General features: G+C 71.1%; 18 protein-coding genes. 15 read left to right on the top strand and 3 right to left on the bottom strand.

Annotated features, from left to right (window positions below):
• The first annotated feature begins 48 nt into the window (after positions 1-48).
• The 12 genes from AB0I45_RS01310 to AB0I45_RS01255 all read left to right on the top strand — a co-directional run bounded on the left by AB0I45_RS01310 (position 49) and on the right by AB0I45_RS01255 (position 13,981).
• Positions 49-3,390, top strand: coding sequence for a DNA polymerase III subunit gamma and tau (locus tag AB0I45_RS01310; RefSeq protein ID WP_360316210.1), 3,342 nt, complete (start codon positions 49-51; stop codon positions 3,388-3,390).
• Positions 3,387-3,992 carry a recombination mediator RecR gene (recR, locus tag AB0I45_RS01305; protein WP_360316207.1) on the top strand — a complete coding sequence of 202 codons (606 nt, stop codon included), beginning with the start codon at positions 3,387-3,389 and terminating at the stop codon, positions 3,990-3,992. The genes AB0I45_RS01310 and recR overlap by 4 nt, the downstream gene beginning before the upstream one ends.
• Before the next feature lie 241 nt (positions 3,993-4,233).
• Entirely contained in the window at positions 4,234-4,881 is a 648-nt protein-coding gene (locus AB0I45_RS01300; RefSeq protein WP_137318119.1) for a hypothetical protein, read from the top strand.
• Complete coding sequence (locus tag AB0I45_RS01295; protein WP_295687887.1) at positions 4,881-5,102, top strand: helix-turn-helix domain-containing protein; 222 nt, start codon at positions 4,881-4,883, stop codon at positions 5,100-5,102. The genes AB0I45_RS01300 and AB0I45_RS01295 overlap by 1 nt, the downstream gene beginning before the upstream one ends.
• A 286-nt stretch (positions 5,103-5,388) precedes the next feature.
• A complete protein-coding gene (locus tag AB0I45_RS01290) occupies positions 5,389-6,696 on the top strand; it encodes an aspartate kinase (RefSeq protein ID WP_137318117.1) in 1,308 nt (435 codons plus the stop codon).
• Positions 6,693-7,745 (top strand): aspartate-semialdehyde dehydrogenase, encoded by a 1,053-nt coding sequence (locus tag AB0I45_RS01285; protein WP_247425502.1) that lies wholly within the window; start codon positions 6,693-6,695, stop codon positions 7,743-7,745. Before AB0I45_RS01290 ends, AB0I45_RS01285 begins: the two co-directional genes overlap by 4 nt.
• Before the next feature lie 140 nt (positions 7,746-7,885).
• Positions 7,886-8,641 (top strand): metallophosphoesterase, encoded by a 756-nt coding sequence (locus AB0I45_RS01280; protein ID WP_254668852.1) that lies wholly within the window; start codon positions 7,886-7,888, stop codon positions 8,639-8,641.
• A gap of 281 nt (positions 8,642-8,922) precedes the next feature.
• Positions 8,923-11,316, top strand: coding sequence for a transglycosylase domain-containing protein (locus AB0I45_RS01275; RefSeq protein WP_360316201.1), 2,394 nt, complete (start codon positions 8,923-8,925; stop codon positions 11,314-11,316).
• Between the two features lie 175 nt (positions 11,317-11,491).
• Positions 11,492-11,647 carry a hypothetical protein gene (locus tag AB0I45_RS01270; RefSeq protein WP_175406797.1) on the top strand — a complete coding sequence of 52 codons (156 nt, stop codon included), beginning with the start codon at positions 11,492-11,494 and terminating at the stop codon, positions 11,645-11,647.
• 82 nt (positions 11,648-11,729) lie between these two features.
• Positions 11,730-12,209, top strand: coding sequence for a RidA family protein (locus AB0I45_RS01265; RefSeq protein ID WP_247425497.1), 480 nt, complete (start codon positions 11,730-11,732; stop codon positions 12,207-12,209).
• The gene (locus AB0I45_RS01260; RefSeq protein ID WP_247425496.1) at positions 12,196-13,164 is read left to right on the top strand and encodes a hypothetical protein; all 969 of its coding nucleotides are present in this window, start codon (positions 12,196-12,198) and stop codon (positions 13,162-13,164) included. Before AB0I45_RS01265 ends, AB0I45_RS01260 begins: the two co-directional genes overlap by 14 nt.
• Before the next feature lie 67 nt (positions 13,165-13,231).
• Positions 13,232-13,981, top strand: a complete 750-nt coding sequence (locus tag AB0I45_RS01255; RefSeq protein WP_137318111.1) for an MBL fold metallo-hydrolase — start codon at positions 13,232-13,234, stop codon at positions 13,979-13,981.
• A gap of 219 nt (positions 13,982-14,200) precedes the next feature.
• Here the strand turns inward: AB0I45_RS01255 and AB0I45_RS01250 are convergent, their stop codons facing one another.
• The gene (locus tag AB0I45_RS01250) at positions 14,201-14,878 is read right to left on the bottom strand and encodes a Crp/Fnr family transcriptional regulator (protein WP_247425494.1); all 678 of its coding nucleotides are present in this window, start codon (positions 14,876-14,878) and stop codon (positions 14,201-14,203) included.
• Between the two features lie 158 nt (positions 14,879-15,036).
• Here AB0I45_RS01250 and nth point away from each other — a divergent pair, with 158 nt between their 5' ends.
• Together nth and AB0I45_RS01240 are read left to right on the top strand one after the other, a co-directional pair.
• Positions 15,037-15,882: an endonuclease III gene (gene nth / locus AB0I45_RS01245; protein WP_360316413.1), complete on the top strand. Its 846-nt coding sequence runs from the start codon at positions 15,037-15,039 to the stop codon at positions 15,880-15,882.
• Positions 15,879-16,595 (top strand): CoA pyrophosphatase, encoded by a 717-nt coding sequence (locus tag AB0I45_RS01240; RefSeq protein ID WP_295687868.1) that lies wholly within the window; start codon positions 15,879-15,881, stop codon positions 16,593-16,595. The genes nth and AB0I45_RS01240 overlap by 4 nt, the downstream gene beginning before the upstream one ends.
• Positions 16,596-16,744: 149 nt before the next feature.
• Here the strand turns inward: AB0I45_RS01240 and AB0I45_RS01235 are convergent, their stop codons facing one another.
• Complete coding sequence (locus tag AB0I45_RS01235) at positions 16,745-17,152, bottom strand: phage holin family protein (RefSeq protein WP_137318108.1); 408 nt, start codon at positions 17,150-17,152, stop codon at positions 16,745-16,747.
• Positions 17,153-17,259: 107 nt separating this feature from the next.
• Positions 17,260-19,230: an acetate--CoA ligase gene (acs, locus tag AB0I45_RS01230; RefSeq protein ID WP_360316194.1), complete on the bottom strand. Its 1,971-nt coding sequence runs from the start codon at positions 19,228-19,230 to the stop codon at positions 17,260-17,262.
• A gap of 299 nt (positions 19,231-19,529) precedes the next feature.
• Between acs and AB0I45_RS01225 the strand changes: the two genes are divergently transcribed.
• Entirely contained in the window at positions 19,530-21,986 is a 2,457-nt protein-coding gene (locus AB0I45_RS01225; protein WP_360316191.1) for a hypothetical protein, read from the top strand.
• Positions 21,987-21,988 lie beyond the last annotated feature (2 nt).

Genomic DNA, 21,988 nt, shown 5'->3' with positions numbered 1-21,988 from the left:
ATCAGCGTTCGGTGGGCCGTGTCCGCGGCACCCAGTAGGGTGGTCGATGTGTCCACCGCACTGTATCGCCGCTACCGCCCGGAGTCCTTCGACGAAGTCATCGGACAGGACCATGTCACCGGGCCTCTCCAGGCCGCCATCGACAACGGCCGCATCAACCATGCCTATCTGTTCTCCGGCCCGCGCGGCTGCGGCAAGACCACCTCGGCGCGGATCCTCGCCCGCTGCCTCAACTGCGAGCAGGGGCCCACTCCGCAGCCCTGTGGAGAGTGTCCCAGCTGCCGCGACCTCGCCAACGGCGGCCCGGGTTCGCTCGACGTCGTGGAGATCGACGCGGCCAGCCACAACGGCGTGGACGATGCCCGCGACCTGCGCGAGCGTGCGGTCTACGCCCCGGCGCGCGACCGGTACAAGGTGTTCATCCTCGACGAGGCGCACATGGTCACCACCCAGGGCTTCAACGCCCTGCTCAAGCTCGTCGAGGAGCCGCCGGAGCATGTGAAGTTCGTGTTCGCGACGACGGAGCCGGAGAAAGTCATCGGCACCATCCGCTCACGCACCCACCACTACCCGTTCCGGCTCGTCCCCCCGGAGATCCTCACCCGCTACCTGTCCGAGCTCTGCGAACGGGAGTCGGTGCCGGTGGGCAAGGGTGTGCTGCCGCTCGTCGTGCGCGCCGGCGGCGGCTCGGTGCGCGACTCCCTGTCCGTGCTCGACCAGCTCATGGCCGGCTCCACCGCGGACGGCATCGACTACCGGACGGCGGTCGCGCTGCTCGGCTACACCCCGGACTCGCTCCTCGGCGACATCGTCGACGCATTCGCCGCCGGCGACGGCGCCGGGGTGTTCCGGGTCGTCGACCGGGTCATCGAATCCGGTCAGGACCCGCGCCGCTTCGTCGAGGACCTGCTCGAGCGGTTCCGCGACCTCGTGGTCATCGGCGCGGCCCAGGAGCACGCGGCGGCATTCCTGCCCGAGGTGCCCGCGGACCGGCTCGAGCGGCTCGTCCAGCAGGCCCGTATCTACGGACAGGCTGAGCTGTCGCGCGCCGCGGACCTTCTCAACACCGGGCTGACGGAGATGTCGGGGGCGACCTCGCCGCGTCTGCAGCTCGAACTCATGTGCGCCCGCATCCTGCTCCCCGGTGCGGAGGACTCCCGCCGCTCAGCACTCTCCCGGGTGGAGCGGCTCGAACGACGGATCGGCATGACCCCCGCCGGCGTGGTCCCGGGCAGCGCGATCCCTGCAGCATCGGAAGCCGGCGGCTCGGGTGCCGGAGGCGCGGCCGGCGGTGGAACGGTGGCCGACGGGGCCGGAGCCGGTGGTCCGGTTCCCGGACGACAGGCCGGGTCCCCGGGCCCGGCGGCCACGGGCCCCGGTGCGCCGGAGGAGACCGCGCACGGCCGGGGCATGACGCAGCAGGCGGGCCGACCCACCACCCCCGCGGCCCGGCAGGTCGATGACGCGCTGGGCGACTTCGCGGCAGCGGCGGCCGCAGCCGAATCCTTCCTCGAAGAGGACCCCGCCGGGCCCACGCCGACGGCCCGGCCGGCCGCACGTGCCGGAGCGAGCGTGGATGCCGGGTCGGGCGTGGATGCCGGGCCGGCCTCGAGCGGCGGACGGACTGCGAACGATGGGGCACCGTCCGGTGGGGGTCCTGCCGGCGGTGAGCCCTCGTCCCGTGCGGAACAAGCACCTGCCCCTGCCCCTGCACCTGCACCTGAGCCTGCGCCTGCACCTGCGCCGGGGCCGGGTGCGGCAAGCGCAGCAGATCCGGCTGCGAGCCGGGCGGATTCCGTCCGGCGGGGAGAGCCCGCAACCGGCGCGCAGGGACCGGCGGCGCCCCCGCGCCAGGAACAGGGCGAGGCGCCGGAGCGCTCGACGGAGCGTTCACCGCAGCCGGCGGCGCAGCAGCAAGGGGCCGCACCACAGCGGCCGACCTCGCAGCAGCAGCCGGGTCCGCGGGCCGCGGAGCCTGCGGCTCCCGGTGCCGCGGCGGGTGCGGAGATCGATGCGATCCGTCGCGCCTGGCCGGACATCCTGGAAGCCCTCGGTCGGCGGAGCAAGCTCGCGCGCGCCATCGTGAGCTCGAACGCGGTGCCGCAGGCCTTCGCCGCCGGCGTCCTCACCCTCGGCTTCAACAACCAGGGCTCGGTCTCCGGGTTCACCCGCGGAGCCAACGCTGTGAAGCTCGCCGAATCCGTCGCCGAGGTCCTCGGCATCGAGGCTCGCGTCGAGGTCGGCGAGGTCGGCGCCACCGTCGGCCGTACCGCGCCGGGACCCGGCGGCGAGCCGAACCGCGGTCCGGCCGCGCGCCGTCCCAGCCGTGAGGAGGTCGACTCGGTCGTCGGCTTGCGCGAGGCCGACCGCGAGCCCGTCGACCACGACCGGTTCTGGCAGACCCCACCCCCCGCGGGTGCCTGGGGCACCGAGGACTCCGGCGACGACGACGCGGAGGGCGACCCGCCGGCTGACCACTCGATCGACGCCGATCATGGGCCCGGCGCTGTCTCCGACCTCGCGCCCGGGGACTCCGACCTCGCACCCGGGGACTCGGACCCTGCTCCCGGGGAGACCGCTGCGCTCGAGGGTGGGCGCGAATCGGACCCTGACACCGGACCCACCGGTGCGGAGCCTGCAGACGGCGGGTCCCCTGACAGCAGGGTGCCTTCCACCGGAGACGAGCGCGCTCGGGACTCCGCGCCTGTCGAGGGCGCCGCAGAGGCCGGCGGCGACGGAGGCACCGAGGACGGCGGACCGGCCGGCGGCGGGCAGACCGGCAGTGGACTCCACATGGAGAGCATGGCCAGGGACGTCGACACCAGCGCCGGCAGCGGTGCGGTCGACGCTCCCTTCGTCGCGGTCCCGCCTCCCTCCGACATCCCGGACTACCCCTACGACGAGGACTACGGCGAGCCCTACGACGAGCCCGATCACGGCGACGGTCCGGGTGAGCCGGGGCCGCCCGGAGCCCGCCGGGTCGGCCCCAACGACGCCGACCCCGCAGGCGCGGGCGCCCCGGATGCCGGCCCCGGCGACACCGATATCGCAGGCGGCCTCGACGACGACCTCGACTTCCTCGGGGCCTACGCGGACCCCGACATCGCGTTCACGAGCAACACCGGGACCGAACCGGCCCCTGGCGAAGCCGCCCGGGACGATTCCGAACCCCCTGCCGACCACCGGTTCGCGCACCTCGCCGCCCGCCGCGGCCAGGGTTCCGCACCCGCCGCCGCACCCGCACCCGCCGAACCGGAGCCCGACCCGGTGGAGAACTACGTCGACTACGACACCGAGGGCGACATCGACATCAGCGAGGCGCCGGAGTTCGGCGTGCCCGTGGTCGTGCGCCTCCTCGGCGGCGTCGTCATCGAGGAGGTCAACGAATGAGCATGCTCTACGAAGGCGCCCTGCAGGACCTCGTCGAGGAGTTCGGCAAGCTCCCCGGGATCGGTCCGAAGTCCGCTCAGCGTCTCGCCTTCCATGTCCTGCAGAGTCCGTCGGAGGACGTCGAGGCGCTGAGCTCGGCGCTCGCCGAGGTCAAGAAGCGCGTGCGCTTCTGCGAGACCTGCGGCAATGTGTCCGAGGACACGCAGTGCGTGATCTGCAAGGACCCGCGCCGCGATCAGACGCTCATCTGCGTCGTCGAGGAGCCCAAGGACGTCGTCGCGATCGAGCGCACCCGCGAGTTCCGGGGCCTCTATCACGTGCTCGGCGGGTCGATCGACCCGATGGCCGGAGTGGGCCCCGATGATCTGCGGATCAAGGAGCTCCTGCCCCGCCTCCAGTCCGGCGAGGTCACCGAGTGCGTCATCGCCACCGACCCCAACCTCGAGGGCGAGGCGACCGCGACCTACCTCGTGCGGCTCCTCTCGAGCGTCGGCATCACGGTGAGCCGTCTGGCCTCGGGCCTGCCCGTGGGCGGTGACCTCGAGTACGCCGACGAGGTCACCCTGGGTCGCGCCTTCGAGGGCCGCCGCTCCGTCACCTGAGCCCGCACCTCGGCTCCGGCCGCCCGCCTGTCGCGGCCGAGGACGACCGCGCGCAGGTGGGCCGGGATCGATCGCGCGGCCCCGCCTCACCTGCACCTTCACACGTATCGAAAATCGATACCTCGAACCGCTTGACTCCATATCGAATCTCGATAAGGATATTGACTATCGATACATCGAAAATCGATATGTCGATCGAGTCCATCGAAGACATCGAGTCCATCGAAGACAAGGAGTCACCATGAGCACCCCCTCACCCACCCCCGCATCACCCACTCCGGAGACCTCCGCGCCGAGCGGATCGAAGCGCACCTGGACGGGACTGGAGATCTACCCCCTCGTCGTCGTCATCCTCATCATCGGCGGACGGGTCACCGAGCTGTTCCGGGCCTTCATCGACCGGACCTTCGAGGTCGATCTCGCCCTGCGCGGCGAGGAGCCGGTCACCACGCAGCTCGGCGACCATGAGGTGCTCGCCCGGGGCGTCATCGACTTCCGGCTGCCGGCCGACGACCTCGCCGGTGCGACCCAGGGCTTCCTCATCGCAGCCGACATCATCCTCGTCCTCGGGCTGCTGCTGGCCGGCTGGTGCGCCGTGCGCGCGATCGGCCTCGTGTCCAAGGGGCTGGCCTTCGACCCCCGCACGCGACGCTCGATGCGCGGACTGTTCTTCTCCGTCTTCGCCGCCGGCGCGGTGTCCGGCATCGTGCAGATGCTCGGCGACAACCTCGTGATCCGCGACCTCGGTCTGGCCGAGCTCCCGATCGACAACAGCATCCAGAGCGGACTGATCTGGGGCTGGCTCGCGGTCCTCGGCGGCATCGGCGTCATCGGCCTGCTCCTCGATCGCGGTGCCCGCGTCGAGGACGAGCTCGAAGGGGTCATCTGATGAGCGTCGACATCGGCACCCACAGCGTCCGCTGCCATCTCGACAGCCTGCTCGCGGAGCGCGGCAAGACCCTCACGGAGCTCTCCACCGAGGTCGGCGTGACCGTCGCCAACCTGTCGGTCCTCAAGAACAACCGGGCCAAGGCGATCCGCTACACCACCCTGGTGAGCCTGTGCAGCGCCCTCGACTGCCAGCCCGGAGACCTCTTCACCGTCGAATGACCGACCCGAACGAGTGACCCGAGGCGGCGAGCCCCTCGACCCCGGCACCATCCCCACCGGCACCCCTCGACCCGGAAGCACACCCACCCGCACACCCCTCGACCCCGGCACCACGCGACTGTAGGACTTTCGGCGAAGAGTAGGACCATCAACGGTCGCACTCTCCGCCGAACGCCCCACAGTTCGCTCCGTTCCTGCCCGCGGATCCGCATGCCGGGCGGGTCCGCACCGTGCGCGGGGCCGACCGTACAATGGTCGCGAACGCACCCCGAGGAAAGTGACAGCCGTGAGCCTAGTCGTCCAGAAATACGGCGGTTCGTCCGTCGCCGACGCGGAATCAGTCAAGCGCGTCGCACGGCGCATCGTCGAATACCGCAAGTCCGGGCACGACGTCGTCGTCGTGGTGTCCGCGATGGGCGACAGCACGGACGACCTCATCGACCTCGCCAAGGAGGTCTCCCCGATCCCGCCGGCCCGCGAGCTCGACATGCTGCTCACCGCCGGCGAGCGGATCTCGATGGCGGTGCTCGCGATGGCGATCGCGAACCTCGGCTACGAGGCCCAGTCCTTCACCGGCTCCCAGGCCGGGGTCATCACCGACGAGTCCTTCGGCCGGGCCCGCATCATCGACGTCACCCCGGGCCGCATCCGGTCCGCGCTCGACGACGGCAACGTCGCGATCGTCGCCGGCTTCCAGGGCGTGAGCCAGACGACGAAGAACATCACCACGCTGGGCCGCGGCGGCTCCGACACCACCGCCGTGGCGCTCGCCGCCGCGCTCGGCGCGGACGTCTGCGAGATCTACTCGGACGTCGACGGCGTGTTCACCGCGGACCCGCGGATCGTGCCCTCGGCGAAGAAGATCGGCATCATCAGCTACGAGGAGATGCTCGAGATGGCGGCCTCGGGCGCCAAGATCCTCATGCTCCGGTGCGTCGAGTACGCCCGGCGCTACGGAGTGCCCGTCCACGTGCGCTCCTCGTTCTCCCAGCGGCAGGGCACCTGGGTGACCGATTCGCCCATCCCGGAAGACCTGCGCACCTCGACCACTGAACCAGAAACGGACGCATCCATGGAACAGGCAATCATCTCCGGAGTCGCGCACGATCGCTCGGAGGCCAAGCTCACCATCGTCGGCGTGCCCGACGTGCCGGGCAAGGCCGCCGAGATCTTCAGGACGATCGCCGGCCAGGAGATCGACATCGACATGATCGTGCAGAACATCTCCACCCGGGATCCCGGCCGCACGGACATCTCCTTCACCCTGCCCATGGCCGACGGCAGCAAGGCGATGGAGTCGCTCGAGGCGGCCAAGGGCTCGATCGGCTTCCACCACCTCCAGTACGACGACCAGATCGGCAAGCTCTCGGTGATCGGCGCCGGCATGCGCTCGCACCCCGGCGTCACCGCGACCCTGTTCGACGCGCTCTCGAAGGCGCACATCAACATCGACATGATCTCCACCTCGGAGATCCGGATCAGCGTCGTCACCAGCGCCGAGCTGCTCGACACCGCCGTCCGCGCCGCCCACTCCGCCTACGGGCTCGACACCGCGGACACCGAGGCGATCGTGTACGGAGGGACCGGACGATGAGCGCACTGAACATCGGCGTCGTCGGCGCCACCGGCCAGGTCGGCGGGGTCATGCGCGACCTCCTCGCCGCGGACCCCGGGTTCGAGATCGGCGACATCCGCTTCTTCGCCTCCGCCCGCTCCGCCGGCAGCACGCTGCCGTTCGCTGGCCGCGAGGTCACCGTCGAGGACGCCGCGGCCGCCGATCCCAGCGGGCTCGACGTGGCGCTGTTCTCCGCCGGCGGGGCGACCTCGCGCGCGCAGGCCGAGCGCTTCGCCGCTGCCGGCGTCACCGTGGTGGACAATTCCTCGGCCTGGCGCATGGACCCCGAGGTCCCGCTCGTCGTGAGCGAGGTCAACCCCGGCGCCATCGCCGAGGCGCGCAAGGGGATCATCGCGAACCCCAACTGCACGACCATGGCCGCGATGCCGCCGCTCCAGGCGCTCCACGCCGAGGCCGGGCTCACCCGCCTCATCGTCAGCACCTACCAGGCGGTGTCCGGATCCGGGCTCGCCGGGGTCGAGGAGCTCTATACACAGGCCGAGTCCGCGCTGCCCGAGGCCCGCGCGCTCGTCCGCGACGGCGGGGCCGTGCAGCAGTCGCCGGAGATCTACATCGAGCCGATCGCCTTCAACGTCCTGCCGATGGCGGGCTCCGTGGTTGACGACGGGGAGAACGAGACCGACGAGGAGAAGAAGCTCCGCAACGAGAGCCGCAAGATCCTCGGCCTCCCCGACCTGCTCGTCGCCGGCACCTGTGTGCGCGTCCCCGTGTTCACCGGCCACAGCCTGAGCATCCACGCCGAGTTCGACCGCGAGATCACCCCGGAGCGCGCCCGCGAGGTGCTCGCCCAGGCCCCCGGTGTCGAACTCGACGAGGTGCCGACCCCGCTCAAGGCGGCCGGGCGGAACCCGTCCTACGTCGGCCGCATCCGCGCCGACCAGTCCGCCCCGGCCGGCCGCGGCCTCGTGCTCTTCGTGTCCAACGACAACCTCCGCAAGGGTGCCGCGCTCAACACCGTGCAGATCGCCGCGCTCATCGCCGCGCAGAAGGGTGGGACGGCATCCTGAACCGCCAGGGCCTCGGCCGGGCGACGGGCGCACTCGCCGCGGCCGGTGCGTTCGGCGCGGTCTGGGCCCTGGGCATCGAGCCGCACCTGTTCCGCATCCGCCGGCACCGGCTGCCCGTCCTGCCCGCCGGTTCTGCGCCCGTGCGCGTGCTCCACCTCTCCGATCTCCACCTCGCGCCGTGGCAGCGCCACAAGATGGCCTGGGTGCGGGGGCTCGCCGCGCTCGAGCCCGACCTCGTCGTCAATACCGGGGACAACTGGTCCGCGCCGATCCTGCCTGCCGTCCTCGACACCTACGGGGAGCTGCTCGACGTGCCCGGCGTGTTCGTGCTCGGCTCGAACGACTTCTTCGCACCCCGGGCCAAGAACCCGGCGCGCTATCTCAGGGGTCCCTCGGAGATCGAGGAGGAGCGTCCGCCGCATCCCCTGCCCACCCGGGATCTCGTCGAGGCCCTCACCGCCCGCAGCTGGCAGCTCCTCGACAACCGCGGCACGGAGCTCACCGTCAACGGGGTGCGGTTCTCCGTCTCCGGCCTCGGCGACGCCCACATGGACCGGGACCGGATCACCGCGGACCACCCGGCATTCGATCCCACCGCCGGGGTGCGCCTCGGCGTCACCCATGCTCCCTACCTCCGCACTCTCGACGCCTTCGCCCGGACCGGCGCGGACCTCGTCCTCGCCGGACACACGCACGGCGGGCAGATCCGGATCCCCTTCTGGGGTGCCCCGGTGACGAACTGCGACCTCGACCGGACACGTGCGCGCGGTGTGTTCGACCACCGCGGCACGACGGTGCACGTGTCGGCCGGGCTCGGGTTCTCCCCGTTCGCGCCCGCCCGCTTCTCCTGCCCGCCCGAGGTTTCGCTGCTCGAGCTCGTGCCCCGCGCGGACTGACGGCCACCACCGCAGGCGGGCTCGGGCTCGGGCGCCGGCCGGGCGTCGGCCGCGCGAACTGCGCAGTATCCGAAGATCGACGCTCAATTGCGCGGCTGCTGTCGGATACCGCGCAGTTGGAGCATGGAGCACGGGGCCTCAGGGGCCTCAGGGGGCTTCGGGAGTTCGAGCAGGGGTCCGCAGGCGCCTCACCAGCGCCTCATCAGGAGGGTCGGAATCCCGCGATCGGGCTGGGCGCGCGCTGAAAGCTCCGGGCACGCGGCTTCGCTATCATGGCGAGCATGGTGTCTCCTGCGTCAGATCCCCAGCAGAACAAGGTCCGGGCCTGGTTCCAATTCATCGCGGTCAGCGTGATCGCCGGTGTCGTCGGTGCCGGTCTGGCGATTCCCTCGGTCGGTGCGGTCTCCGCCGGCGCGGAGACCGCGGTCGACGTGTTCAACGCCCTGCCCGCCGAGCTCGAGGAGCGTCCGCTCGCCGAGCAGTCGCGCATGCTCGCCGCCGACGGCTCCGAGATCGCGACGTTCTACTGGCAGAACCGCCGCGAGATCCCGCTCGAGGACATCTCGCAGGAGATGCGCGACGCCACCGTCGCCGTCGAGGACGCCCGCTTCTACGAGCACGGCGGCGTCGACGTGCAGGGCATCGCCCGCGCCGTCGTCCACAACCTCATCTCCGACGAGACCCAGGGCGGGTCGACGCTGACGCAGCAGTACGTGAAGAACGTGCTGGCGGAGAACGCCCACGCCGTGGACGACGCCGAGGGTGTCGACGCGGCCAAGGAGAGCGAGGGGACCGCCGGCTACGCCCGTAAGCTCCGCGAGGCCAAGCTCGCCGTCGCGGTGGAGAACAAGTACTCCAAGGACGAGATCCTCAACCGCTACCTCAACATCAACAACTACTCCGGCTCCCCGAACGTGTACGGCGTCGAAGCCGCCGCCTACCGCTACTGGGGCAAGTCCGCGAGCGAGCTCGACATCCAGCAGTCCGCGATGCTCGCCGGGATCGTGAAGAACCCCTCGGCGTTCAACCCGGAGCGGTTCGAGGAGCAGACGATCGAGCGCCGCAACGTCGTGCTCGGGCTCATGCTCGACCAGGAGAAGATCACCCAGGAGCAGTACGACGAAGCCGTCGACTCGGGTCTCGACCTCGACATCCACACGACTCCGAACGGGTGCGCGTCCGCCGGGAACATGGCGTACTTCTGCGACTACGTGCAGCGCGTCATCGAGACCGATCCGGCCTTCGGCGAGACCGACGAGGAGCGCGTCAACTTCCTCCAGCGCGGCGGACTCGAGATCAAGACGAGCATCAACCCCGAGATCCAGAAGATCGCGGACAAAGAGGTCAAGAAGCGGATCCCCGTCGGCGACCCCTCGGGTGCGGGCCACTCGATCGTGTCCGTCGAACCCGGCACCGGTCAGGTCATCGCGATGGCCCAGAACCGCAACTACACGGTGACGGAGGGCGAGAAGGGATCGGACACCCAGATCAACTACAACGTCGACCGCAAGCACAACGGGGCCAACGGCTTCCAGGTGGGATCGACGTGGAAGCCCTTCGTGCTCACCGAATGGCTCAAGGAGGGCAAGAGCCTCAACACCACCGTCAACGGCACCAAGCGCGAATATGCGGCCGGATCGTGGAAGTACGACGGCTGCGACAACAACGGCGCGAACTGGAACCCGAACAACGCCGGCGACGGCAAGGGCAATTCGAGCATGACCGCGCTGCAGGCGACGAAGAGCTCGGTCAACACCGGCTACGCGGCGATGGCGAATCAGCTCAACATGTGCGGGACCATGAAGACCGCGATGGACATGGGGCTCAAGTACGGCACCGGCGAGCAGCTCGACACCACGACGGAGAGCGGCCTCACCCTGGCCCTGCTGCCGTCCTCGGTTCTCGGCACCGTCGAGGTCGCCCCGATCGACCTCGCCAGCGCCTACGCGGTGTTCGCCTCCGGTGGCACCTACTGCCGCCCCACCCCGATCACCGAGATCACTGATCGCAAGGGTGAGAAGGTGGAGATCCCGAACGCCGACTGCCACGAGGTGCTCGACAAGAAGGTCGCCCAGGGCGTCGCCTATGCGCTGACCCAGACCTTCAATGGCGGCACCACGTCCTCGCTCAAGATCGGCAAGCCGGCCGGCGCCAAGACCGGTACGACGAACTTCGAGGTCGGCCACACCTGGCTCGCCGGGTTCACCAAGTCGATCTCCACCGCCGTGTGGACCGGTCACCCGGACAAGAGCATGGACTGGCGCAAGAACCGCAAGGGCAAGGTCCGCGGCTTCGTCTATGGCGCGACCTTCTCCGGCAAGACCTGGCAGTCCTACATGAGCAAGGCTGTCGACCACACCGACGGCAACACGTCCTTCGCCCGGCCCGATCCCTCGATCATGCGCGGCGGCGGCTCCGGCGGGGGCGGGGGCGAATCCGGCCCGCGCAACCGTCGCGGAGGCGGGGGCGGCGGCACCGGCGGCGGTGGCGGCGGAGGCGGCAACAACCGCCCGGCACCGGCGCCTGCCCCGGACAACGGCGGCGGCAACGGTGGAGGAAACGGCGGCGGTGGCAACGGCGGCGGTGGCAACGGCGGCGGTGGCGACACCGGTGGCGGTGGCGGCGGCCAGGAGGACGAGGGCGGCAACGACCTCGCTCCGGCCATCGGCGGCTGACCTCGACCGGACCGGCACGGAACCGGCGCGCCGCACACCTCGGCGGCAGCACACCACCCGGCCCGCACCTCGGTGGTCCGGTGGGGGAGACCCGGCGCCCCGACACGGCGACACCGGGTACCGTGGCAGCAGACACCTGACACCGCACCACGACAGCGACAGAAAGGCACCAGACATGCAGAAGTGGGAGTACGTCACCGTTCCGCTCATCGTCCACGCGACCAAGCAGATCCTCGACCAGTGGGGCGAGGACGGCTACGAGCTCGTCCAGGTGATCCCGGGACCGGACAACAACGGCCTGGTCGCCTACCTCAAGCGCCCCAAGCAGTGACGACGGGCCCGGCTGCAACAGCCGCGCCGGCCGTCGCAGCTGCGACGACATCAGCACCGACCCCCTGAGCGAGGAGGCTCATATGACCCGCATCGAGACCCAGATCTCCGAGATCGGCCTCACCCTGCCCGAGGTCGCCGCACCCGCCGGCGCCTACGTCCCCGCCCTCGAGGTCGGCGACCTCGTCTACACCTCCGGGCAGCTCCCGATCGTCGACGGCGAGCTCGCCGTGACCGGCACCCTCGGTGCCGAGGTCGACGTCGCGAAGGGTTACGACGCCGCCCGGATCGCCGCCCTCAACGCGCTCGCCGCGATCAAGTCGGTGATCGGCGACCTCGACAACATCGAGCAGGTCGTCAAGATGACCGGGTTCGTGAATTCGGCCCCGGACTTCACCGACCACCCGAAGGTCATCAACGGCGCCTCGGAATTCCTCCACGAGGTGTTCGGCCAGCGCGGCGCGCACGCCCGCAGCGCCGTCGGCGTGGCCGCCCTGCCGATGAACACCCCGGTGGAGATCGAGCTCATCGTCAAGGTGCGCCGCCTGGATGCCGTCGTCTGATAGGGAGTTCCCGGTCTCGCGCGAGCTCGAGCGTCTGCTCAGCCTGTTCGCCGCCGGTGACCGGCCCCCGCACCCGGACACCCCCACCCCGGCTGCCGCGATCGCGCTCATCCGCGACACGGTAGCCGGGGTGCAGGTTTTTGTCACCCGCCAATCGGATGCCCGCGGCAACGCCGACCGGAACCGGTGGTCGTTCCCCAGCGTCGAGCTCAGCCCGAGCGACCTGCGGAGGCTCCCCCTGGCGGGCTGGTCGCCGGGGAAGTGCGCCGAGCAGCTGCAGATGAGCAGCTCCGGACGGGCGCTGTCGTACTTCGCCGGCGCCGCCCGGGCCGCGCTCCTCACCACCGGCATCCTGCTCGCCGAGGACATCGACGGGCGCGTGGTGACGACCGTGGACGCCCCCGACTGGGACGACGGGCGGTCCGAGCTCGCCGAACGCCGGCTGACCTTCCCTCAGCTGCTCGACGACCGCAGCCTGCGGTTCCGCCCGGACCTCCTCCATCCGTGGCTGCGCTGGGTCAACACACCCTGGCAGCTGCGGCGCTTCGACACCGTGTTCTTCGTCGCCGCGCTGCCGCATGTGCAGACACTCGAGTTCCGCTCCCGGAACGACTCCTGGGGCGGCTGGATGACCCCGGCCGAGGTGCTCGAGGCGATCGGCCCCTCCGGGGGCGAACACATCTCCGTGGCGATGCGCCTCGTCTGCGAGAGCCTCGCCGCCGTGCCGACGGTGGGTGCGGCGATGGCGCGGGTGCGCGACGTGCGTCCCATGCACCCGGAGATCGTGCGCCACGACGACCGGTGGTGGGCGACCGTGCGTGCCCCCGGTGAGCCGGCGCGCCGCGCACAGCGCGACAGCGAGGCGACGGATCTCCAGGAGCCGCCGGAGGAGGAATCCGCCTCGCTCGTCGACGACGAGGAGGACGAGCCGGTCATCGACGAATCGGGCGCCTGAGCCCGGCTGCTCGTCGCACCTCGATAGACTGGGGCCATCCGCACCTTCCTCGACGACGAGAGGCCCCATGCGCATCCGAGCCGACAACCCCTCGCCCATGACCCTCGACGGGACGAACACCTACGTGCTCCTCAGCGCCGACGACTCCGGCGCGCTGCTCATCGACCCGGGCCCCGAGCTCGCCGCCCACCGCGAGGCGTTCCTCACCGAGATCGGCGAGCGAGAGCTCCGCGCGATCGTGCTCACCCACCAGCACGCCGACCATTCGGAGATGCTCGGCTCGATCGACGACTGGGCGCCCGAGGTGCCCGTCCACGCCGTGCTCGAGCGCTTCGCCCGGCACACGGAGCCGGTGGTCCACGGGCAGGAGATCACCTTCGGCGACGCCCCGGAGGACGTGGTCGAGGTCGTCGCCACCCCGGGCCACACCTCCGACAGCATCAGCCTCATCCACGGCGCCACCCTGTACTCCGGGGACACCGTGCTGGGCCGCGGCACCACCGTCGTCACCCACCCGGAGGGGTCGATCCGGGACTACCTCGGCAGCATCGAAGCGCTGCGCCGACTCGTCGACACCGGGCGGGTCGAGGTCATCGAGCCCGCGCACGGGCCGACGATCGAGAACCCCGCCGAGGTGCTCGCCCACTACGCCGCACACCGTGCGGAGCGCATCGAGCAGGTCCGCGATGCACTCGAAGCTGGCGCCCGCACGCCCGAGGAGGTGCGCGACGCCGTCTACCACGACGTGCCCGACGACGTCCGGGGCGCCGCCCTCCAGATCGTCAAGGCGCAGCTCGACTACCTCGGGCGTCTCTGAGCCGAGGTCTCGGTCGGCCCGGATGGCGCCCTCCGGGAGGACGCCGGACCGCGGTGAACCCAGAGCATTCGCCCGGTGATCCCAGCAGATCCACCGGGCGGGCGCACGGAGCGCGACAGCGGCCCCGGACCGAGTGGTCCGGGGCCGCTGGACGTGGACGAGGCTGCGGCTTCAGCCGACCGGGCGCACACGGGCCGCGCGGCCGGCGCCGGCAGGTGCTCAGTGCGCGCGGTTGCGCAGCCGGTCGAAGTCGAGGATGACGACGGCGCGCGCCTCGAGGCGCAGCCAGCCGCGGGCCGCGAAGTCGGCCAGCGCCTTGTTCACCGTCTCCCGGGAGGCGCCGACGAGCTGGGCGAGCTCCTCCTGCGTGAGATCGTGGGCGACGAGGGTGCCATCGGGCGCCTGCTTGCCGAATCGCTCGGCGAGGTCGAGCAGCGACTTGGCGACGCGACCGGGCACGTCGGAGAACACGAGGTCGCCGACGATGTCGTTGGTGCGGCGCAGGCGCTGGGCGAGCGACTTGAGCAGGTTCATCGCAGCCTGCGGGCGCTCCCGCAGCCAGGTCATGAGGTCCTCGTGCTTGAGGCTGAGCAGCTCGGTCTGGGACACAGCGGTGGCCGTGGTCGACCGGGCGCCCGGATCGAAGAGGGTGAGCTCGCCGATGATCTCGCCGGGGCCCACGACGCTGAGCAGGTTCTCGCGGCCGTCGGGGGATTCGCGTCCGATCTTGAGCTTGCCGGTCGACACGATGTAGAGCTCGTCGCCCGGGTCGCCCTCGTGGAACAGCGCGGTGCCGCGGCGCAGGCTGCGCGGCTTCATGATCTTCACCAGCGCACTGGTCGACTCGTCGTCGAGACCGTTGAACAGACTGGCGTTCCGCACTACTTCGATGTCCACTGATTTCCTCCTCTAGGTTCCCTGCCCTCAAATCTACAGGCTGGTAGCGGATTCGGACACGATCGGCGGAAGAGAGTTCCGGCGGGCATCACCGCAGGCGGTGCTCCCGCCGGACCGTCGGCCGGCCCGCCGCACGGTGGCCTAAGCTGGGATCCGTGCTGACAGTTGCGGAGAAGAGCGCGCGCCGGTTCGCCGCCGAGACGCCGCTGGGACGGACCCGACGTGCTCGGAGGATCAACCGGGTCTTGGCCGAGGCGCACCCCGACGCCGCCTGCGAGCTCGATTTCGACACGCCGTTCCAGCTCCTCGTCGCCACCGTGCTCTCCGCCCAGACCACGGACGTGCGGGTGAATCGGGTGACCCCGGTGCTGTTCGCCGCCTACCCGGACGCCCCCGCGTTGGCCGCCGCCGAACTCCCCGACGTCGAGGAGATCATCCGCCCCACCGGCTTCTTCCGCGCCAAGGCCCGCAATATCGTCGCCCTGGCACGGGACCTCGTCGACGACCACGACGGCGAGGTGCCCGCCGACCTCGACGCGCTCGTCGCGCTGCCGGGGACGGGCCGGAAGACCGCGTTCGTCGTGCTCGGCAACGCCTTCGGCGTGCCCGGGCTCACCGTCGACACCCACGTCGGCCGGCTCGTGCGACGCCTCGGCCTCACCGCCGCGACCGACCCGGTGGCCGTCGAGCGGGACGTCGCCGCTCTCTACCCGCCGCGCGACCTCACCATGCTGTCGCACCGGCTGATCTTCCACGGCCGTCGGATCTGTCACTCCCGTCGCCCGGCCTGCGGGGTCTGCCCGCTCACGCGGCTGTGCCCGAGCTTCGGGATCGGCGAGCCCGACCCGGAGAAGGCCCAGGCACTCGTGCGCACCGCGACGGCGGTGCAGCTCGACCGCGCTGCGCGGACGGGACCGGACGCGGCGGGACGGGCGCCGGGGGAGCCGGAGGCACGGGGATCCGCACCGTCCGGTGCCGGGCCGAGAGGAGACGCGTCCGCATGACGACCGAACCCGCAGATCCGCGTCCGCACCCGGACCCGGCCCGTCGCGCGCTCGAGGCGCTGCCCGGCTCGATGGGCAACGAGCAGTGGCTGCGCCGTCGGCATGCCCAGCCGGACGAGATCGTGCGCGAGGCCTCGGTCCTCATGCTGTTCGGCCGCGGGGTGCCGCCGCGCACCCGGGCCGGGCAGGCGGAGGCGGAGCGCCTCGACGCGCTCGGGGTTGCCGACGTCGACGTGCTGCTCCTCGAGCGCGCCTCGACCCTGCGGCATCACCCCGGGCAGGTCGCGTTCCCCGGGGGCGGCCGGGACCCCGAGGACGTGGACGCCGTGGCCGTCGCCCTGCGCGAGGCGGAGGAGGAGACCGGGCTCGACCCGCACGGCATCGACGTCATCGGCACCATGGACCCGCTGTTCATCCCGGTGAGCCGCTTCGACGTCACCCCGGTCATCGCCTGGTGGCCGGATCCCACCGAGGTGCGCGTGATGGACCACGGGGAGTCCGCCCGGGTGTACCGCGTGCCGATCGCCGACCTCGTGGCCCCGGCGAACCGCGGCACCTTCTCGCCCCCGGACCGGGCCTATTCGACCCCGGCATTCGACGTCGGCGTGCTGCGCGTCTGGGGCTTCACCGCGGGACTGCTCGAGTTCGCCCTCGAGGAGCTCGGCTGGGCGAGCGACTGGGACCGCGAGGCCTACATCCACATCCAGCTCTGAGACTCACCCGAGACAGCGATATCCCGCGGTTCCTGTGAAGGAATCCGCGGGATATCGCAATCTCGCACCGCCCGATCAGCGATTCGCTCGGGCGTGACCGAACCGGGGCAGTGCCGTCGGACGCGCCCGGCCGGGAGCCGGCCGTGGGCTCAGTAGCGGGGGCCGCTCGGGTTGGTGAGCGAGCGCTTGAGCGCCTCGACGGCGGACTTCCCGCCGTTGATCGCCGAGGTGGGGGTCGGGTTGCCCTTCTTGAACAGCGGGATCGCGATCGCGACGAGGATGAGCGCGATGAGTGCGAGGATCCCGAACACGATGAGGAAGCTGCCCCACCACGGCCAGCCGAGGCCCTCGTGGAAGGCCGCGGCGCCGGCGAAGATCGCCATGATCGAGGCGAGGAACAGGAGGAAGACCCCGGCGCCGGCGAGCCCGGCTCCGATGCCGAGGTTCTTCGCGCCGGCCTGGATCTCCGACTTCGCGAGCGCGGACTCCTCCTGGGCCAGGGCCTGAGTATCCGCCTTGATGTCCTTGATGAGCTGCGAGATCGACCGCTCGGGCATGGAGGCTCCTTTGAATTCGGTGCGAAACGTACGGATCTGATCCTAGACTAATCCCTCACCCGACCGCGCACCCACTTGCACGGTGCGGCCGGGCGAGGACCGGGGCCTCACCCCTCGTCGGAGGACTTCTCGCCGGCGACCGAGGCGGAGATGACGTCCATCACCGAGGAGTCGGCGAGCGTCGTGGCATCGCCCACCAGCCGGTTGTCCGTGACGTCCTTGAGGAGCCGGCGCATGATCTTGCCCGAGCGCGTCTTCGGCAGCTCCTCGACGATGTGGACGCGCTTGGGCTTGGCGATCGGCCCGATCTCGCGGCCCACGTGAGCCCGGAGCTCCTCGACGGTGCCTTCGGTCTGCTCCTCGCCGCCGCGGAGGATGACGAAGGCGACGACCGCCTGGCCCGAGGTCTCGTCCTGCGCTCCGACGACGGCGGCCTCGGCGACGGCCTCGTGGGAGACGAGAGCGGACTCGATCTCCGCGGTCGACAGCCGGTGGCCGGACACATTCATCACGTCGTCGACCCGGCCGAGGAACCAGATGTCGCCGTCGTCGTCGTAGCGTGCCCCGTCGCCGGCGAAGTACATGTTCTCGAACCGCGACCAGTAGGTGTCCTTGAAGCGCTCCGGGTCCCCGTAGATGCCGCGCAGCATCGCCGGCCACGGCTCGGTGATGACGAGGTAGCCCGCGACGTTGCGCTCGACCGGTTCGCCGGTGTCGTCGACGACGGCCACGGAGATGCCGGGCAGGGCGCGCTGCGAGGAGCCGGGCTTGGTCGCGATGACGCCGGGCAGCGGGGCGATCATGTGCGCGCCGGTCTCCGTCTGCCACCAGGTGTCGACGATCGGGCAGCGGTCGCCGCCGATGACGCGGCGGTACCACATCCACGCCTCGGGGTTGATCGGCTCGCCCACGCTGCCGAGCAGGCGCAGCGAGGACAGGTCGTGCTCGGCGGGGATCTCGTCGCCCCACTTCATGGCGGTGCGGATGGCGGTGGGCGCGGCGTAGAGGATCGTCACGCCGTGCTTCGCGACGATCTCCCACCAGCGGCCGCGGTGCGGGGTGTCCGGGGTGCCTTCGTACATCACCTGGGTGGCGCCTGCCGCGAGCGGACCGTAGGCCACGTAGGAGTGGCCGGTGACCCAGCCGACGTCCGCGGTGCACCAGAACACGTCGGTCTCCGGCTTGATGTCGAACACCGTGCGCATGGCGAACGCGTTCTGCGTGATGTACCCGGCGGAGGTGTGGAGGATGCCCTTGGGCTTGCCGGTGGTGCCGGAGGTGTAGAGGACGAAGAGCGGGTTCTCGGAGTCGAAGGACTCGTACTCGTGGGTGTCGGGCTGCGCGGCGAGCGCCTCGGCCCAGTGGAGGTCGCGCTCGGCGTCGAAGGCGACGTCCTCGCCGGTGCGCTCGACGACGAGCACCTTCTCCACCGGGGTGTCCCCGCCGGCGAGCGCCTCGTCCACGGCGGGCTTGAGAGCCGAGGGCTTGCCGCGCCGGTAGCCGCCGTCGGCGGTGATGACGACCTTGGCCTGGACATCGAGGATGCGGGAGCGCAGGGCGTCGGAGGAGAACCCGCCGAACACCACGGAGTGGGCGGCGCCGAGGCGCGCGCAGGCGAGCATCGAGATCACGGCCTCCGGGATCATCGGGAGGTAGATCGCGACCCGGTCGCCCTGCACCACACCGAGCGCTGCGAGCGCGTTCGCCGCGCGGCTGACCTCGCGCTGGAGGTCGGCGTAGGTGATCGTGCGGGTGTCGCCAGGCTCGCCCTCGAAGTGGATGGCGACGCGGTCGCCGTGGCCGGCCTCGACGTGGCGGTCGACGCAGTTGTAGGCGACGTTGAGCTTCCCGCCGACGAACCAGCGGGCGAACGGGGGGTCGGACCAGTCGAGGGTGTCGGTGAAGTCGGTGTCCCAGGAGATGAGCTCGCGGGCCTGCTCGGCCCAGAATCCCAGGCGGTCCGCGGCGGCCTCGTCGTAGAGGCCGGCGGTGGCGTTGGCCTGCGCTGCGAACTCCGCGCTCGGCTCGAACGTCTGTTCCTCGCCGTGCTGCCGGTCCTGTGATGTCGTGTTCGTCATGCTTCCCTCCGACGTTGAGAGTGAGAGGCCCGGGGTACCCGCGCTCACGCCCCGGCGGCGTTGCCGGGCACGTTCGCACTGTACAACGAGTCCCGGACACGGGTTAAGCCCGCACACGGTTCCCGAACGGCTGTCGGGTCGGATCGGGTCCCGCTCCCGAGGTGCCCTCCCGCGAGTGCGGAATCCGGGCCTGGGTGCCGCATCCGGTGTGCAAGACTCGGGGTAGTTTGTCAGGATGTGAGCGAGAACGTCCCGGGACCGGTCACGGCCGCCGGAAGCCTCCGAAGGAGTTTCGAACGATGAGCACCCCCTATCAGCCCTCCGGCTCCGAGCCGCAGTGGGGCCAGCAGCCCGGTCCCTACGGAGCACCCGGTCCCCAGTCCTCCGGCGCCCAGCAGCCGGGCCCGTACGGTGCGCAGCCCGGAACTCCGGGCCCGCAGTCCGACGTCCACGGTGACCAGACCGGCGGCCCCGGCCCAGCGTACGGTTCCCAGGCGGGACAGGCGTACGGTTCGCAGCCCGCCGGGCAGTACGGCTCCCAGCCTGCCCAGGCCTATGGCTCCCAGCCGGGACAGGCGTATGGTTCCCAGCCTGCCGGACAGTATGGTTCCCAGCCCGGTCAGGCCTATGGTTCGGGTCCAGTGCAGGCCTACGGCTCCCAGCCGGGTCCCTACGATGCTCAGCAGGCCGGTGGTCCCGCCGGCTACGGCCAGCCCGGTTACGGGCAGGCGGGTTACGGGCAGGCGCCGGTCAAGGAGAAGAAACCCGGCGCCGGGATCATCGGTCCGCTCACGCTGCGCGACATCCTCCTTCTCGTCGGCTCCCTGTTCGCGCTCATCGCACTCGTCACCCCGGTGCTCGGATTCGCATTCGGCGAGGGCTTCCGGGAGAGGACATGGATCTGGTCCTGGATGCCGAACTTCTCCTGGAATGGATTCGCCCTGATGTGGCTCATCCTCGGCATGCTGACGATCCTCGCCGCCGGAATCCTCACCCTGCTCAACAAGGTGGTCCGCGGCTTCCCGCAGCGGATCGGCTCGCTCAGCCCCGATCAGCTCATCGCGGTGCTCACCGCCGTGGGCTTCGCGACGAACTTCCTCGTCCTCGTCACCTCGGTGCAGCATTTCCACGTCGGCGGATGGTTCGCCTTCCTCGGTTCGCTCATCGCGTTCTTCGCCGGGGTGCTCACCGTGATCCCGTTCCTCGGCTCCGAGTTCACTGCCCGCGCCGAAGCGCCCGCCCACCCCAAGGCCCGCCCGGTCACCCGCAGCACCGCTGCGAACGCCGGCGCCGAGCCCTACGGTTCCGCCCCGCAGGCCTATGGCCAGCAGGGCCAGCAGGCGCACGGCCAGCAGGGCGAGTCGGCGCAGGGCTTCGGGGCACTCGGCCACAGCGGCGCAGTCGCCGGCGACCAGTACGGCTCCGGTCCGGCGGGCGACCAGTACGGCCCGGGCACTGCCGGCCAGCAGTACGGTTCCGGTCCCCAGGGCTACGGTTCCGGTCAGTTCGGCGTCGACGCCCAGCACCAGGCTCAGCCCTACGGCTCCGGCCCCGTCGGCCAGCAGTACGGCTCCGGCCCGGAGGGATACGGGCAGCAGGCGCAGGGCCAGCAGTTCGGATCGGGCCCGCAGGGTGCCTCCGCTCCTGCACTCTCCGAGGCCGCGCCGAGCTTCGGTGCGGTCGCCGGAGGAGGCGCGGTGGGCGCAGGTGCCGCCGCAGGATCGGGCGCGCCGGACTCCGACGGCCCGGTGCAGCAGGTGTCGGGCGATGACCAGGCCTATCTCGGCCGTCGCTCGGCCGACGCCCCGGCGCACGCCCAGAACGAGCCCACCCAGTCCTTCATGTCCGGCGGCTTCTCGCGCGACGCCGAGGCGGACTCCGGCTCTCCGGGGTACGGCAGCGGTTCGACCGCGGCCGGTGCCGCCGACGTCCGCCCGGAGACCGACGGCCCCGTTCCCGCAGCCGACGGTGCACTCGCCGACGACTCCGCAGTGACCGATGGGGCGACCGCCGAGGCCCCTGCAGGAGATCGCGAGACCTCCGACAGCGGTGGATCCGCGGAAGACCCCACGACCGACTCGTCGACCACCGACGCCCCGACTGCCGATACCGGCACCGACGGCGAGTCCACGGTGATGATGTCGGCCGCAGACCTGCAGAACGCCACCGGCGAGGGCGACCCCGCGCCGGAGTCGGCTTCGCCCACCGGCGACTCCGCCCCGGCACCCGCCGTCGGTGAGACCACCTCGGCCGCCACCTCGGCGGACGACACCGCGCGCCAGGGCTGGGAGAAGCCGGGTGCCCCGGAACAGGCGCAGCGCGAGGCCGCCGAGGAGCCCACCCAGTGGTTCAAGGCCTTCGACTACTCGGAGAAGGGCTTCACCCGGATCGAGGACACGGACGCCACCGCCGTCGATTCCGCCGCGCCCGCCGGTGGGGACCAGGCCCAGCAGTCGCAGTACGGATACCAGGCCGCCCAGCAGGACCAAGCCGCCCAACAGGACCAGCAACAGGACCAGGCCGCCCAGCAGGACCAGGCGCAGCAGGACCAGGCGCAGCCGGTCCAGCAGGCCTTCTGGTTCGCCGTGCCGGAGCCCCGCGACGCCGTCGACCCCGCGACCGGGTTCCCGGCGTTCACCGTCACCCCCGGTGAGTGGTTCCTCGCGCTGTCGGACAACGGCGGGGAGTTCACCGTCCGCAACACCGACGGCCGCGAAGGCATCCTCCGCAACACCGAGGGCATCCAGCGTGGCTGAGC

This window comes from Brevibacterium sp. NPDC049920 (genome assembly GCF_040656435.1).
Classification (GTDB): domain Bacteria; phylum Actinomycetota; class Actinomycetes; order Actinomycetales; family Brevibacteriaceae; genus Brevibacterium; species Brevibacterium pityocampae.
Note: the sequence above shows the minus strand (reverse complement) of the source record. Positions and strands in the feature narration are given on the sequence as shown.

Coding starts and splice junctions, on each gene's coding strand:
- recR (WP_360316207.1), top strand. CDS start 3,387: ATGAGCATGCTCTACGAAGGCGCCCTGCAGGACCTCGTCGAGGAGTTC.
- AB0I45_RS01300 (WP_137318119.1), top strand. CDS start 4,234: ATGAGCACCCCCTCACCCACCCCCGCATCACCCACTCCGGAGACCTCC.
- AB0I45_RS01295 (WP_295687887.1), top strand. CDS start 4,881: ATGAGCGTCGACATCGGCACCCACAGCGTCCGCTGCCATCTCGACAGC.
- AB0I45_RS01285 (WP_247425502.1), top strand. CDS start 6,693: ATGAGCGCACTGAACATCGGCGTCGTCGGCGCCACCGGCCAGGTCGGC.
- AB0I45_RS01275 (WP_360316201.1), top strand. CDS start 8,923: ATGGTGTCTCCTGCGTCAGATCCCCAGCAGAACAAGGTCCGGGCCTGG.
- AB0I45_RS01270 (WP_175406797.1), top strand. CDS start 11,492: ATGCAGAAGTGGGAGTACGTCACCGTTCCGCTCATCGTCCACGCGACC.
- AB0I45_RS01265 (WP_247425497.1), top strand. CDS start 11,730: ATGACCCGCATCGAGACCCAGATCTCCGAGATCGGCCTCACCCTGCCC.
- AB0I45_RS01260 (WP_247425496.1), top strand. CDS start 12,196: ATGCCGTCGTCTGATAGGGAGTTCCCGGTCTCGCGCGAGCTCGAGCGT.
- AB0I45_RS01255 (WP_137318111.1), top strand. CDS start 13,232: ATGCGCATCCGAGCCGACAACCCCTCGCCCATGACCCTCGACGGGACG.
- AB0I45_RS01240 (WP_295687868.1), top strand. CDS start 15,879: ATGACGACCGAACCCGCAGATCCGCGTCCGCACCCGGACCCGGCCCGT.
- AB0I45_RS01235 (WP_137318108.1), bottom strand. CDS start 17,152: ATGCCCGAGCGGTCGATCTCGCAGCTCATCAAGGACATCAAGGCGGAT.
- acs (WP_360316194.1), bottom strand. CDS start 19,230: ATGACGAACACGACATCACAGGACCGGCAGCACGGCGAGGAACAGACG.
- AB0I45_RS01225 (WP_360316191.1), top strand. CDS start 19,530: ATGAGCACCCCCTATCAGCCCTCCGGCTCCGAGCCGCAGTGGGGCCAG.